The organism is Loktanella atrilutea (assembly GCF_900128995.1).
Classification (GTDB): domain Bacteria; phylum Pseudomonadota; class Alphaproteobacteria; order Rhodobacterales; family Rhodobacteraceae; genus Loktanella; species Loktanella atrilutea.
Genome location: NZ_FQUE01000004.1, coordinates 175,441 through 189,874, shown reverse-complemented (window position 1 = coordinate 189,874; position 14,434 = coordinate 175,441). Strand labels below are relative to the sequence as shown.

At 68.6% G+C, this 14,434-nt stretch carries 7 protein-coding genes; 3 read left to right on the top strand and 4 right to left on the bottom strand.

The window, feature by feature from the left end; translation table 11 throughout:
* Positions 1-71 precede the first annotated feature (71 nt).
* Entirely contained in the window at positions 72-8,471 is an 8,400-nt protein-coding gene (locus BUA54_RS10650) for a glycoside hydrolase family 94 protein (protein ID WP_072857237.1), read from the bottom strand.
* 225 nt (positions 8,472-8,696) lie between these two features.
* Here BUA54_RS10650 and BUA54_RS10645 point away from each other — a divergent pair, with 225 nt between their 5' ends.
* The 3 genes from BUA54_RS10645 to BUA54_RS10635 are packed head-to-tail and all read left to right on the top strand — an operon-like array spanning position 8,697 to position 11,562.
* The gene (locus BUA54_RS10645) at positions 8,697-9,911 is read left to right on the top strand and encodes an NAD-dependent epimerase/dehydratase family protein (protein ID WP_072857236.1); all 1,215 of its coding nucleotides are present in this window, start codon (positions 8,697-8,699) and stop codon (positions 9,909-9,911) included.
* Positions 9,911-10,711: a glycosyltransferase gene (locus BUA54_RS10640; RefSeq protein ID WP_072857235.1), complete on the top strand. Its 801-nt coding sequence runs from the start codon at positions 9,911-9,913 to the stop codon at positions 10,709-10,711. Before BUA54_RS10645 ends, BUA54_RS10640 begins: the two co-directional genes overlap by 1 nt.
* Complete coding sequence (locus BUA54_RS10635) at positions 10,708-11,562, top strand: NAD-dependent epimerase/dehydratase family protein (RefSeq protein WP_072857234.1); 855 nt, start codon at positions 10,708-10,710, stop codon at positions 11,560-11,562. Before BUA54_RS10640 ends, BUA54_RS10635 begins: the two co-directional genes overlap by 4 nt.
* On the opposite strand, the gene BUA54_RS10630 is transcribed toward BUA54_RS10635, so the two are convergent.
* The 3 genes from BUA54_RS10630 to BUA54_RS10620 are packed head-to-tail and all read right to left on the bottom strand — an operon-like array spanning position 11,559 to position 14,434.
* Entirely contained in the window at positions 11,559-12,557 is a 999-nt protein-coding gene (locus BUA54_RS10630; RefSeq protein ID WP_072857233.1) for an oligopeptide/dipeptide ABC transporter ATP-binding protein, read from the bottom strand. The genes BUA54_RS10635 and BUA54_RS10630 overlap by 4 nt on opposite strands.
* Entirely contained in the window at positions 12,554-13,522 is a 969-nt protein-coding gene (locus BUA54_RS10625; RefSeq protein WP_072857232.1) for an oligopeptide/dipeptide ABC transporter ATP-binding protein, read from the bottom strand. Before BUA54_RS10625 ends, BUA54_RS10630 begins: the two co-directional genes overlap by 4 nt.
* A complete protein-coding gene (locus tag BUA54_RS10620) occupies positions 13,523-14,434 on the bottom strand; it encodes an ABC transporter permease subunit (protein WP_072857231.1) in 912 nt (303 codons plus the stop codon).

Here is a 14,434-nt window from a genome sequence, read left to right as displayed (position 1 = left end):
TTGGGTCGCGCGGACCATGATCGCAAATCGGGGCCAGCGTCAATGCAAGCGGGTGTGACCGGCGGCGGCCCTCAGGCCACCGCCGCCGCATCGCCCAGCGACCAGACCCCCTCGTCACAGGTGCGTCCGTCGCAGGTCACGACGACCTGCCCGTCCTGCCGCCGCACTGCGATCTGGTGGCTGCGCCCGGCGTGCCGCAGGGTGGCGGTGAACCCGTCCCACCCGTCCGGCAACGCGGGATCGACCGCCACCCGGTCACCGCCGACCAGCGTGATGCCAAGGATCCCCTCTACCGCCGCGCGATAAAGCCAGCTGGCCGATCCGGTATACCACGTCCAGCCGCCCCGCCCGGTGCGTGTTCCCGAGCCATAGACATCGGCGGCCACGACATAGGGCTCCACCCGGTAGCGTGCGACGGCAGCCGGCGTCTGCGTATGGCTGATCGGGTTGATCAGGTCGAACATCGCCAGCGCCTCCGTCCCGCGGCCGGACCGGCCCAACGCATGGACGACCCACGTCGCCGCGTGGGTGTATTGCCCGCCGTTCTCGCGCACGCCGGGGGGATAGCCCTTGATGTAGCCCGGCTCGCGGTCGGTGTCGGCGAACGGCGGGGTGAACAGGCGCAGCAGCCCGTCGTCCCGGTCGGCAAGGTGTGTCATCACCGAATCCAGCGCCTGTCGCGCCCGGTCGGGATCACCGGCGGCAGAGATCGCGGCCCACGACTGGGCAATGGAATCGATCCGGCACTCCGCACTGTCCTTCGACCCCAGCGGCGTGCCGTCGTCGTAATAGGCCCGGCGATACCATGCCCCGTCCCAGCCGGCACCTTCCAGCGCCGCCAGCAGGTTGACGCGATGGTCGCTCAACCTGGCCACGCGGGCGGTATCGCCCCGCGCCTCGGCCAGCGGCAGGAAGGCATCCAGCGTCGCCATCAGGAACCAGCCCAGCCAGACGCTCTCGCCCTGCCCGGCCTCGCCCACGCGGTTCATGCCGTCGTTCCAGTCGCCACCCAGCATCAGCGGCAGGCCGCGCGAGCCGGTGCGCGCGATCGCAAGGTCCAGCGCCAGAATGCAATGCTCGTAAAGCGGCGCCTGCCGGTCCGTCCGTTCCGGCGTGTAGAAGGCATCGTGCGCGCCCTCCGCCAGCGCGGCCCCCGCGACGAAGTGCAGGGGTTCGTCCAGCACCGCCCGGTCGCCGGTCATGGTGACGTAGCGCGCGGTGATATGGGCCAGCCAGACCACGTCGTCGGAAATCGTCGTCCGCACCCCCGCCCCGCTGCGCGGCAGCCACCAGTGCTGCACGTCGCCTTCGGGAAACTGGCGGCTGGCGGCGTTCAGGATCTGCGCCCGCGCCAGCCCCGGGTCCTGCAGGATCAGCGCCGATGTATCCTGCAACTGGTCGCGAAAGCCATAGGCACCCGAGGCCTGATAGAAGGCGCTGCGCGCCCGAATGCGGCAGGTCAGCGACTGATAGGGCAGCCATGTGTTGACCATCAGGTTCATCTGCGGATCGGGCGTGTCGATCTGCAGATGGCCAAGGAAGTCGGACCATTCCGTCCGCACCGCCTCCAGCGCCTGCGGCACCGCATCCGCGGCACGGGCGCGTTTCAGCACGTCGCCGATCTCTGCCTCCTCGGCATCGGCGAGGATGAAGGTCACCTGCCGCGCTTCACCGCGCGGCACCGTCACGGCGACCCGCGCCGCAAGGCAGGGATCGCCGCCCGTGCCGTCCGCCTGTGGCCAGGCGTGCAGCGCGGCAGGCCGCGCCGGATCGCCGTTGCGCCCAAGGTAGGCGCCGCGGGACACCGTCGTCGCCTGCAGCGGCAGGCTGGCAGTCAGCGCCGTGACGCGCCCGGTGATGGCGGTGCCATAGGCATTGCGCCCGACGACGGCGTTCAGCGCCGCATCGCGCCCCGCCCGGATCACCTGCGCGGTGCGGCCCCGGTTGTTGTCCAGCACCAGCTCGGCACAGGCGATCACGTTCAGCCGCAGGGGCTGCGCGCCCCGGTGCCGCAGGGTCAGCGCGGTCAGCCGCGCCGGTGCGTCCGGCACAAGCGTCATCACCGCCTCGGCCTCGATCCAGTCGGTCCAGACCCGGAAGGTCGACCGCCCCAGCCCGTGCCGCGCCTCGTGGATCGCATGGGGATCGTCAGACAGCGCCGCGAAGGGAGAGATCACGCGCCCGGTCGCGGGGTCGTGGATCAGGATCGCCTCGCCGGGGCGGTTGCTGACGGGATCGTTGCTCCACGGTGTGATCTGGTAATCGCGAGAGTTCACGGACCACGTGAAGGCGGCACCGCCGGCCGAGACGTGAAACCCGAAATCCTCGTGCGCAATGACGTTGATCCAGGGATGCGGCGTGCGTTCGCCGTGGCGCATCCGCACGACGTATTCCAGACCGTCGGCCGAGAATCCGCCGGTGCCGTTCCACATCGGCAGATCCTCTTGCGGGAAATCGGGGGTGCGGCGGTGCAGCGGCGGCAGATGCGCCGGCAGGGCGATGGCGGGCGGCGGCACGCCCTCGCCCGGCACCAGCAACCGCGCCAGCTGCTCGCCCAGCTTGCCGTTCCGGGTGTGCAGCACGATGCGGGCGGTCGAGATCAGGGTCTCGAACGTCGTGTCGGAGATCTGGTCGCGCCGCACCGGGAAAACCGTGCGCCGCGCGGGGTCGAGGTGCCCGGCCCGTGCCGCCATGTCGCACATGTTCTGGATCGTCGCCTGCAGGTCCTGCGTATAGGACGATTTGCGTTCGTTCAGGATCACCAGATCCGCCTGCAGCCCGTGCAGCCGCAGATAGTCCGCCAGCCGGATCGCCCGGCGCACGATTTCAAGGTCCGCCTCGTCGTCGGTGCGCAGCAGCATGATCGGATGGTCGCCCGACAGCCCCAGCGGCCACAGCGCGTCCTGCGGGCCGACCGCGTCGCGCAGCCCCTCGTCCTGGATCGCAAGGCGCGGGTCCGGCCACAGCAGGCCCGCCGCGACCTGCCGGAACAGCGCCGCCTCGGGCAGGGAAATCGCCGCGTGGCGCAGCTGCACCTGGCTCATGCTCCAGGTCATCCGGTCTTCGTGGGCAAAGATGTCGTCCTGCCGGTGGTGCAGGATCGCATGATCGAGTTCCTCTGCCGTGTCGGCGACCAATGTCCAGTAGGTCAGCGCCACGGTCTTGCCCGGCGGGATCGTCACCTGACGGCGGATGGCAAAGATCGGGTCCAGGGTAAAGCCGTCCGCCCCGCCCAGCCGCGCCCCGGCATCGAAGGCCGCCGCCGTGCCCAGATCGCGCCCCCGCCCGATAAAGGCCCGGCGGTCGGTTTCCGCCTGCGCCGGCCTGCGGTCGGCGGCGCCGGCCAGCAGGTGCGCCATGTGCAGCACCCGGTCGCCGGCGGCGCGCGGGTTGCGAAAGGCGGTGATGGTGCGGCCGTCGTCGCGGATCGCGGTCTTCACGAACATCTTGGAAAACGCCGGGTGCGCGATATCGGCATCCGCCCTGTCCAGCACGATCTCGCCGTAGCTCGTGACCTCGATGGTGCGGCTGCGGGTGGTGGTGTTGCGCAGGGTCAACCGCCGCCCCTCGCCCATTGCCTCGGTCGCGACGATCACCTCCATCAGGCTGTCGATGCCGTGGGCCGACTTGGCGAACTCTGCCTTGTGAACCGAAAAGACGGCCCGCGCGGTTTCGCCATGGGCGGCGCGCGGCGTGGTCGTGGCCGACCACCAGTCGTGCGAGGCGGCGTCGCGCAGGAACAGATAGATGCCGCCGGTGTCGACGGTCGGATCGGGCCGCCAGCGGGTGATCGCGATGTCGTCCAGCCACAGCGGACCGGCCCCGGTGCCCGACACCAGCGACGACAGCCGCCCGTTGGACAGCAGCGCCACCATCGGCGTGTCGGTGGCCGGGCTGTCGGACACGGTGACGGTCGCATCGCCGCCGTCCGCCTGCGGATCGCGCGGCACCAGCTCTCCGCCCCGGGTGACGGGAATGATCTCGCGCGGGGCCTTTTCCTGCAGCAGCAGTTCGGCGGCCTTGATGACCGGGTCCGCGTGGAACCGGTCGCGATGGATACCGTCGAGGATGACGTTCGCGATCGCCACGATGGACATGCCGTGGTGATGCGCCATGACGTTGCGCACGACGACGTGGTCCTGCCCTTCGGGCATCCGCGTCGCGGTAAAGTCGATGGCGTCGAAGTAGCCGTAGGGCCCGAAGGCCCCCAGCGCGTCCAGCCGCGCGAGGTTCCGCACCGCCGCCGCCGGATCGATCTGCGCGGCCATCAGCGTTGCATAGGGCGCCACAACGTGATCGCTGCTCTGCATCCGCTTCAGCGCCAGATGCGGCACGCCAAAGGCGTAGTATTGGTAGTTCATCTCGCGGTCGCGGGCGGAAAAGGCGCTTTCCGACACGCCCCATGGCAGGTTCAGGCTGCGCCCGTGCTGCATCTGGGCGCGCACCGCCTGCGTGTTCGCCCCGTTCAGGATGCCGCCCGTGCGTTCGTGCATCACCAGCGGCGGCATCAGGTATTCGAACATCGACCCCGACCACGACAGCAGCGCGCTGTGGATGCCGACGCTGGTCACCGGTCGCCCCAGCCGCAGCCAGTGCGCGGTGGGCACGTCGCCCTTGGCGATGGCGAAAAGACTGGCCAGACGCGCCTCCGACGCCAGCAGATCGTAGCAGCTGTCGTCCATCTCGCGGCTGTCGGGACGGAAACCGATCGACAGCAGCCGCTTTTCCGGGTTCAGCAGCATGGCAAAGTCCATCTCGAACGCCAGCTTGCGCACCCGTTCCGCCAGGGCCGAGACGGTGCGGATCAGGTCGGCGCGGCTCGGCCCGCCCTCGCCGGTATCGCCCACGATCTGGTCGCAGTTCGCCCGCAGCGCCTGTGCCCACCACAGAACCTCTGCGGTTTCCGCGCGATCCGATTCGCCATGGAAGTCCGCCGCCAGCCGCGCGATGTCGGCGGCGATCAGCGTCAGGTTCAGCGCCCGCAGCGTCGCCAGCTGCGGCTCTGCCATATAGGCCGCGTGGCTGCGGCCAAATCCCGTGACCAGCTCCTCCAGCCGGCGGCGCATCGGCCGCAGCGTGCGGCGGTCGTCGGGCACCCGGCCCAGCCGTTCGACCAGCACCGCCAGCGTATCGCCGATCCCCGTCAGGTTGCCCTGCGCGTGAACGCTCGGATTGTCCGCCCAGGCCCGCAGGGCAGAGGACAGGGCGATCAGGTGTCCCGCAAGGTTGCCGCTGTCCACCGAAGAGACATAGCGCGGCTGCAGCACCGACAGGTCGCGGGTGTCGTACCAGTTGAACAGATGCCCCCGGTAACGCTCCATCTTCTCCAGCGTCGCCACCGTCCGCTCGATCCGGTTCAGCGCATCGGTCTGGCCGATCCACCCCAGATCGCGGGCCGACAACACCGACAGCAGGTAAAGCCCGATGTTGGTGGGCGAGGTCCGCTCCGCCACCTTGGGTGCCGGGTCGTCCTGATAGTTGTCGGGCGGCAGGTGATGCGTCGCCTCGGTCACGAAGGTCTCGAAGAACCGCCATGTCGTCCGCGCCACGCGCCGCAGGGTCGCCGCCTCGCGGGCCGAGACGACGAGCCGGTCCTCGGTTTCCATGGACCGCGAGACGGCATGCGCCACGCCCGGCGCCGCGATCCAGCAGAAGCACAGCAGCGCCGCCGGCGCCCATGCGACCGGGTTCAGCAACAGGGTCAGCCCGAAGGCGAGGGCGCCGATGATCGGCGATCCCATCATTCGCAGCCACCACGCCCGCCGGCTGCGGCTGCCGCCCGCATGGACCTGCTGCGCCGTGCGCCATTCCAGCATCCGCTGCCGCGATACACCCAACCGCCAGAGCGTGCGCGCGATCGCATCGGTGGCATTGCAGGCCTGATGCGCCATGAAGATCAGCCGCAGCCCGATCTCGCTGCCGCGGGCGCCCAGATCCTGCGCGACGCGGGTCATGTGGCGCCCCACGGCGACGCCCGGCTGCGACGGCACCAGCCCCAGCGGCACCGTCATCAGCGGCATGAAGAACAGCGTCACGACCAGCACCAGCATCCACACCCAGACCGCCGCGGCGGGCAGCACCAGCCAGCCCAGCACGACCGACAGCACCCACGCGGGCGGCACCAGCGACCGGCGCAGGTTGTCCACCATCTTCAGCCGCCCCAGACCGCTCAGCCCGTTCTTCGAATCAAGGATGAAGGGCAGCAACTGCCAGTCGCCCCGGATCCAGCGGTGCTGGCGCGACACGTCGACGTCGTAGCGGACGGGAAAATCCTCGACCACCTGCACGTCCGTCGCCAGCGCCGCGCGGGCAAGGTTGCCTTCGATCAGATCGTGGCTCAGCACCCGGTTCTCGGGAAACCGCCCGGCCATCGCCGCATCGAAGGCGCGGATGTCGTAGATGCCCTTGCCGGTGAACGACCCCTGATCCAGCAGGTCCTGATAAAGGTCCGACACTGTAAAGACGTAAGGGTCCATCCCCCGCCCGGCCGAAAAGACCTTCTGAAAGACCGATGCGTCCTCTCCCGTCGTCAGCGACGGCGTGACGCGCGGCTGCATCAGGGCATGCCCGCCGGTGACGATGCCCGTGTCCGGGTCCGTGACCGGCGCGTTGACGGGGTGCATCATCTTGCCCACCAGCGCCGCCACCGTGCCACGCGGCAGCCGCGTGTCGCTGTCCAGCGTCACGACATAGCGGATGCCCAGCGGCGGACGCGGGCTGATGTCCATGAAGGTCGTCTCTCCGGTGCCTAGCAGCAGGGCGTTCAGTTCCGCCAGCTTGCCGCGCTTGCGTTCCCACCCCATCCAGATGCTGTCGGCCTCGTTCCAGATCCGGTTGCGGTGCAGCAGGTAGAACCGCCGTCCGACATGGGCATAGCGGTCCGCCAGCGCATCGACCTCGGCCCGCGCGTGGTCAAGGACGCGACGGTCCTCGGCGCTCTCCTCCTGCGTCGAATCCGGCCAATCGGTGACCAGCGCGAAATCCACCGCCCCATCGGGGTTGGACAGGTAATGCAGTTCAAGCAGCCGCACCGCATCGTCGACGCTGTCCAGATCGCCGATCAGGGTCGGCACGGCGACCAGCGTGCGGGCTTCCTCTGGAATCCCGGCATCGTAGTCGTAGGCCGGCAGGCGGCTGACCGGCACCAGCCGCGCGCCCAGCAGGTTCACGATGCCCATCGCCGCCTCCGACACGGTCAGCAGCGACAGGACGAAGAACAGCGCATCCACGATCCACGGCAGGTTGTCCGGCAACAGCGCCGTGACGCCCCCCGCGATCAGCACCGTCAGCACCAGCGCCGGCACGAAAATGCCCCACCAGTCCGCCTGCCGGACCCGGGCCAGCATCCGCTCGCGCCACGTCGCGCGATAGCCGCAGGCGGCGCGGAACGCCGCCGCATCGCACCCGACCAGCAGGTGGCCCACCAGCGGGCCTTCCGCCATCGCAAGCGCACGCTCGGCCACCTCGCCCTCGCTCAGGTCCGACCGGTGCGCGATCCGCTCGATGGTGTCGCGATAGTCGTTGCGCGTCGCCCGGTCGAGGCGTGGAAAATCCTCGGACCGCTGCAGGATTTCGTCGACGCGGCTGATGGCCTCGAACCACGTCGTCCAGTTCGTCTCGTCCAGCCGCCGCATGCTGCGGATCACGTTGCCGACCGCCACGTTGGCCGCCGACTGTCGCGCGTGTTCGTGCTGCAGCACCTGCGCGCTGTCGGTCCCCTGCGCGTCCAGCGTCGCCTCCAGCCTGGCCAGCGCGTCGTCCGCCGCCTGACTGCCGTCACGCAGGCGGTACAGCAGCTGCGCCGCAAAGGCCTCTGACACCGGACGCTCCGGCCCGAAGGGCCAGGGCGCACCGTCCTCCGCCATCAGCCTGTCGGCCAGCGCGTTCGCCGCCACCCGGTCCGCCCGCGCGGCATTCACCCGGTCGGAAATGCGCCGCAGGTTCTCCAGCAGGACGAAGCGCAGCATCGCGGGGATCGCCCAGATCTCGCCGATGGTGAACACCCGGTGCCGCTGATAGCCCCGCGCCATGTCGGTCAGCGTATCCGCGTGAAAATCCGAATTGCCCAGCGCCACGTAACGCCATGCAAAGGCCAGCACCGCCGGCACCCGGCCGTGACCCTCCGTCGCGACCTGCGGCAGCTTGTGATAATAACGGGGCACGAGGTCGCGCCTGAGGTGGCGAAAGCTCTCCTCGACCACGTAATGATTGTCGATCAGCCATTCGGCGGCGGGCGTGACCAGCTCTCCCGTCCGCGTCGCCGCAAGGATGTCGGAATAGTTCGCCAGCAGCGCCGCCTTGTTCGCCCCCAGCCGCGCCGGATAGGCGAAGGGCGCGAAGCCCACGAGGTGCACCGGATCCTCTTGCGCCAGCACCGCCCCCGGTTCGGCATAGCCCGCCTCTGCCCCCGACTCGCGCCGAATGATCCCGCGCGCCGCGGGGCTGACGTCCTCATCGCGAAAGTCGCGCATGACACTATCCGAAGAAAAAACCGCAACCGGCGGTCGACAAGGGTGAACGCCAGCGCCGACCTGCCTGTTCCGGTTCGATGCTGCACCTGCGAACTTTTCCGCCGCACGGCGCCGGCGCGGCAAAAAACTGCCGCCCGGACAACGCGATGGACTGGCACGCGGCGCCCGCCCGCGTCATACCCCTGTCATACGCCTGCGCAACGCTCCCCCCATGGAGGCCCCAACATGAAAATCGCAATTCTCGGCGGCGACGGCTTCGTCGGCTGGCCCACGACCCTTCATCTGTCCGATCAGGGGCACGAGGTCCATGTCGTCGACAACCTCTCGCGCCGCTGGATCGACGCGGAACTGGGGGTGCAGTCCCTGACGCCGATGGACTCCATCCAGGAACGCTGCCGCATCTGGCGCGACCTGACCGGGCGCAAGATCAACTTCCACCTGCTCGACCTCGCGCAGGAATACGAGCGGCTGAAGGCATGGCTTGGCGACCACAAGCCCGACGTGGTGATCCATTTCGCCGAACAGCGTGCCGCGCCCTATTCGATGAAGACCGACCGCCACAAGGTCTATACGGTGGGCAACAACATCAACGCGACGCACAACCTGATGGCCGCGCTGGTCGAGACGGGCATCGACGCGCATGTGATCCACCTCGGGACCATGGGCGTCTACGGCTATTCCTCCGTCGGCGCGCCGATCCCCGAAGGCTACCTCGACGTGCAGATCGACACGCCGACCGGCCCGAAGGAGCAGGAGATCCTCTATCCCACGCGCCCCGGCTCGGTCTATCACATGACCAAGAGCATGGATCAGATCCTGTTCCAGTTCTACGCCCAGAACGACGGCCTGCGGATCACCGACCTGCATCAGGGCATCGTCTGGGGCACCCATACGGCCCAGACCCGGATGCACGACCAGTTGATCAACCGGTTCGACTACGACGGCGACTACGGCACCGTGCTGAACCGCTTCCTGATTCAGGCCGCCATCGGCTATCCGCTGACGGTCCACGGCACCGGCGGCCAGACCCGCGCCTTCATCCACATCCAGGACTCCGTGCGCTGCATCGAACTCGCGATGGGCGACGCGCCGAAGGCGGGCGACCGGGTGCGGATCTTCAACCAGATGACCGAGACGCACCGCGTCCGCGATCTGGCGGCACTGATCGCCCAGCAGACCGGCGCGCAGGTGATGAACCTGCCCAACCCCCGGAAAGAGGCGGCCGAGAACGACCTGATCGTGAAGAACGAACAATTCCTCGCCCTCGGCCTGAACCCCACCACGCTGGCAGAGGGCCTGCTGGCAGAGGTCGTGGACGTCGCCCGCAAGTATGCCCACCGCATCGACCGCAGCCGCGTGCCCGCCGTCTCCGCCTGGACCCGCGATCTGGCCGACAAGGTCGAACGCGACCCCGAAGGCAAGAAGCTGCGCGCCGTCTGATGGCCTTCGCCTATGTCACCCTCGTCACCAACGCGGATTTCGCGTTGGGGGCGCGGGCGCTGGTGCGGTCGCTGACCCTGTCGGGCACGCAGGCCGAGATCGTCGTGATGCATACCGGCGGCGTGACGGAGTCCGCGCTGGCCCCCTTGGCGGCACTGGGGGCGCGGCTGGTGCCGGTCGATCTGCTGGACACTTCGCCCGCCTTCAACGCCGCCCACGACCGCGCCACGCTGCATGGCAAGGTGCCCTTCACCAAGGGCAACAAGCCCGCCTTTCACACCCCGCTCGACAACTTCGCAAAGCTGCGACTGTGGCAGCTGCCCTATGACCGGGTCGTCTTCCTCGACGCCGACACGCTGGTGCTGCGCAACTGCGACAAGCTTTTCGCCTACCCCGAGTTCTGCGCCGCGCCCAACGTCTACGAGGGCCTTGCCGACTTCCGCCGCATGAACTCCGGCGTCTTCACCGCCCGTCCCGATCCCGCGACCTTTGCCGCGATGATGGCGGCGCTGGACACTCCCGGCGCCTTCTGGCCCCGCACGGACCAGAGCTTCCTTCAGGCGTTCTTCCCCGACTGGCACGGGCTGCCGGTCTTCTACAATATGCTGCAATACGTCTGGTTCGCCATGCCCGACCTCTGGCACTGGCCCGACATCCACGTCCTGCATTTTCAATACGAAAAACCGTGGCAGGCCGACCACCCCAAGGCCGCGCAACTCGCGCCTCTCATCGCCCTCTGGCAAGCCTACGCCGGTGACGGCCCGATCCCCGACACCGCAACCTTGCCGGGCCCGGCGTGAAGGTCGCGCTGACCGGCGCCACGGGCCGCGTCGGCCACGCCATCGCGGCGCATCTGACAGCGCGCGGCGACAAGGTCACCACACTCGGCCGCCGCCCCCTGCCCGGCATGGCGCATGTGACGTGGGACCTGACCCAACCGCCGCCAGACCTGACCGGGCAGGACGCGCTGATCCATGCGGCCTTCGCCCATGTCCCCGGCAAGTATCGCGGCGGCGAAGGCGACGACCCTGACGCATTCCGCAGCCAGAACGTCGACGGCACCCTGCGCCTCTTCGCCCGCGCGGCGCAGGACGGCGTGACGCGCATCGTCTTCCTGTCGTCCCGCGCCGTCTATGACGGTTACCCTGCCGGCTCAGTCTTGCAGGACGGCCTGCCCGCCCGGCCCGACAGCCTCTACGGCATTGCAAAGGCAAAGGTGGAAGACTGGCTCGCCGCACGGCCCGGCCTTGCGACCGCCAGCCTGCGGGCGACCGGCGTCTATGGCCCCGGCGCCCCCGGTCAGCCGCACAAATGGGCCGACCTCTTCGCCGCCTACGCCCGCGGCGACACCCCAGCCCCCCGCGTCGGGTCAGAGGTGCATGCGGACGACCTTGCCGCCGCCGCCCGCCTGCTGCTGACCGCGCCCGCCGCAGATCTTGCCCCGGCGACGTTCAACCTCTCGGACATCCTGCTGGATCACCGCGACCTGCTCGCGACCTATGCGGACCTGACCGGCATCCAACGGCCCCTGCCGCCGCGCGCCGATGCGTCCCGGGTCAGCGTCATGCAGTGCGACCGGCTGCGCGCCCTCGGCTGGCAACCGCGCGGTATGGCGGGCCTGCGGCCCGCCATTGCCGACCTGATCGCCTAGGCCAGTTCGTCTTCCCGGACTGGCCCCGGATGCAGGCAGGCGACGCGGTGGTCGCCGCCTTCGGGCTGCGGCACGACCTCGGCGCAATCGGGCTGCGCCCGCGCGCAGCGGGTGCGGAACACGCAGCCCGAGGGCGGCTTCATCGGGGATGGCATGTCGCCGTCCAGCTGAATGATCCGCTTCTGCCGCTCGATCACCGGATCGGGCACCGGCACCGCCGACAGCAGCGCCTGCGTATAGGGATGCTGCGGATCCGCATAAAGCGCGCGCCGCGGCGCCTTTTCCATCACCCGGCCCAGATACAGCACCATGACGTCATGAGAGATGTTCTTCACCACGCTCAGGTCATGGGCGATGAAGATCATCGCAAGGTTCAGGTCCCGCTGAAGCTCCTTCAGAAGATCGACGACCTGCGCCTGGATCGACACGTCAAGCGCCGACACCGGTTCGTCGCAGATCAACAGCTTCGGTTCCACGATCAGCGCCCGCGCGATCCCGATGCGCTGGCATTGCCCGCCAGAGAATTCGTGCGGATAACGGTTGATCATCTGCGGCAGCAGGCCGACACGCTCCATCATCGCGGCGACGCGGGTCCGGCGTTCGCCGGCAGAGAGGTTGCCGCGATGCGTCTTCAAAGGTTCGGCAATGATCTGGCCCACGGTCATCCGCGGGTTCAGGGACGCGAGCGGGTCCTGAAACACCATCTGGATATCGGCGCGGTGCGGCTTCATCTGCCGCGGCGACAGTGCCAGCAGGTCGGTCTCTCCGCGCCACATCACCTGCCCCTTCGCGGGCACCATCTGGATCAGCCCGCGGGCCATGGTGGACTTGCCGCAGCCGGATTCACCGACGACGCCAAGGGTCTGCCCCGCCTCCAGATCGAAACTCACGCCGTTCACCGCCCGCAGTTCCCGCGGCGCGGTCCATGGCATGTCGCCGGGGCGGGTGATCGGAAAGGTGACGCTCAGGTCGCGGACGCGCAGCAACGGGCTCATGCCGCCACCTCCGCCACCGGGCGGTGGCAGGCACGGGCGCGGTCGCCGTCGAAGGGCACCAGCGGCGGCATCACCCGGCAATCCTCTCCGGCAAAGTCACAGCGCGGGCGGAACGGGCAACCCTCTGGCGGGGCCGCCATGTTCGGCGGGTTGCCGGGGATCGCGGTCATGATCGCATCCTCGTCGTCGACGCGCGGCACCGCCCCCAGCAGGCCGCGGGTATAGGGATGGGTCGGCGTCTCGAACAGCGGATCGGTCGGCGCCTCCTCCATCACGCGGCCGCCGTACATGACCAGCACGCGCTCGCAGAAGCCCGCCACGACGCCAAGGTCGTGGGTGATCAGGATCGTCGCCATGCCGAATTCGCGCTGCAGATCGTTCAGCAGGTCCATGATCTGCGCCTGCACGGTCACGTCGAGCGCGGTCGTCGGCTCGTCGGCGATCAGCAGGTCGGGACGACACAGCAGCGACATCGCGATCATCACCCGCTGCCGCATCCCGCCAGAGAATTCGTGCGGGTAAAGCCGGATACGCTCGGCCGCCGCCGGGATCTTGACCGCGTCCAGCATCCGCACGCATTCGGCCAGGGCGTCCGTCTTGGACAGGCCCTTGTGCAGCCTCAGCACCTCGGTCATCTGGTCCGAGATCCGCATGTAGGGATTCAGCGAGGTCATCGGGTCCTGAAAGATCATCGCGATCCGCCGCGCCCGCAGCTGGTTCAGCTGCTTCTGCGTCGCCCCCAGCAGCTCCTGCCCGTCGAAGACGACTGACCCCGAGGTGCGCCCGTTCGACGCCAGCAGGCCCATGATCGAAAACGCGGTCTGCGACTTGCCGGACCCGCTCTCGCCCACGATGCCCAGCGTCTGGCCCTTGTCGATGGACAGCGACAGGTTGTTCACCGCATGGACGGGACCGTCCTCGCCGTCGAAGGTGACGGACAGGTCCTTGATGGTCAGAAGGGACATTCAGCGATCCTTGGGGTCGAGGGCATCGCGCAGGCCGTCGCCCACGAAGAAGAAGCCGAACAGCGTCAGCACGAAGAACAGCAGCGGAAAGCCCAACTGCCATGTGGTGCCATAGGCGATGGTGCCCGCACCTTCGGAAATCAGCGCGCCCAGCGATGTCATCGGCTCTTGCACGCCAAGGCCGAGAAACGAGATGAAGCTTTCGGTCAGGATCATCAGCGGCACCAGCAGCGTGGCGTAGACCGCGATCACGCCCAGCAGGTTCGGCACGATGTGGCGCATGATGATGACCGGGGCCGACACGCCGGTGGCGCGGGCGGCCTCGACATACTCGCGGCCCTTCAGGCTCAGGGTCTGGCCGCGCACGATGCGCGACATGTCCATCCACGAGATCAGGCCGACGCCGACGAAAAGGATGGTGATCGACCGGCCATACATCACCAGCAGCAGGATCAGCACGAACATGTAGGGCACGGCCATCAGGATATCGACCAGCCGCATCATGAAGCCGTCGACGCGACCGCCGACATATCCCGCCGTCGCGCCATAGAGCGTGCCGACGATGATCGCGATCAGTGCGCCCACGACACCCACGGCAAGGGAAATCTGCGTCCCCTGCACCGTCCGCGCGAACAGGTCGCGGCCCAGATCGTCGGTGCCGAAATAGTGGCCGTTGGCGATGGACGGCGCGCCCAGCTCGACCACCTGCCCCATGACGTTGTAGTCCAGTTCCTCGTTCGACCATTGCGACAACAGGCCGCCGAACAGGGCGAACAGCGTCACGCAGACAAGCAGCACCAGTCCGAACATCGCAGCCTTATTGCGAAAGAACCGGCGCCGCGCGTCGGCCCAGGGCGACCGGCCCTTGGCGACGGCGGCTGTGCCGGGGTTGTTTTCGGTTGTGGCGACCAT

Excerpts from the sequence above, each read along its gene's own strand:
- BUA54_RS10645 (WP_072857236.1), top strand. The coding sequence starts at position 8,697 with ATGAAAATCGCAATTCTCGGCGGCGACGGCTTCGTCGGCTGGCCCACG.
- BUA54_RS10650 (WP_072857237.1), bottom strand. The coding sequence starts at position 8,471 with ATGCGCGACTTTCGCGATGAGGACGTCAGCCCCGCGGCGCGCGGGATC.
- BUA54_RS10625 (WP_072857232.1), bottom strand. The coding sequence starts at position 13,522 with ATGTCCCTTCTGACCATCAAGGACCTGTCCGTCACCTTCGACGGCGAG.
- BUA54_RS10620 (WP_072857231.1), bottom strand. The coding sequence starts at position 14,434 with ATGGTCGCCACAACCGAAAACAACCCCGGCACAGCCGCCGTCGCCAAG.
- BUA54_RS10630 (WP_072857233.1), bottom strand. The coding sequence starts at position 12,557 with ATGAGCCCGTTGCTGCGCGTCCGCGACCTGAGCGTCACCTTTCCGATC.
- BUA54_RS10640 (WP_072857235.1), top strand. The coding sequence starts at position 9,911 with ATGGCCTTCGCCTATGTCACCCTCGTCACCAACGCGGATTTCGCGTTG.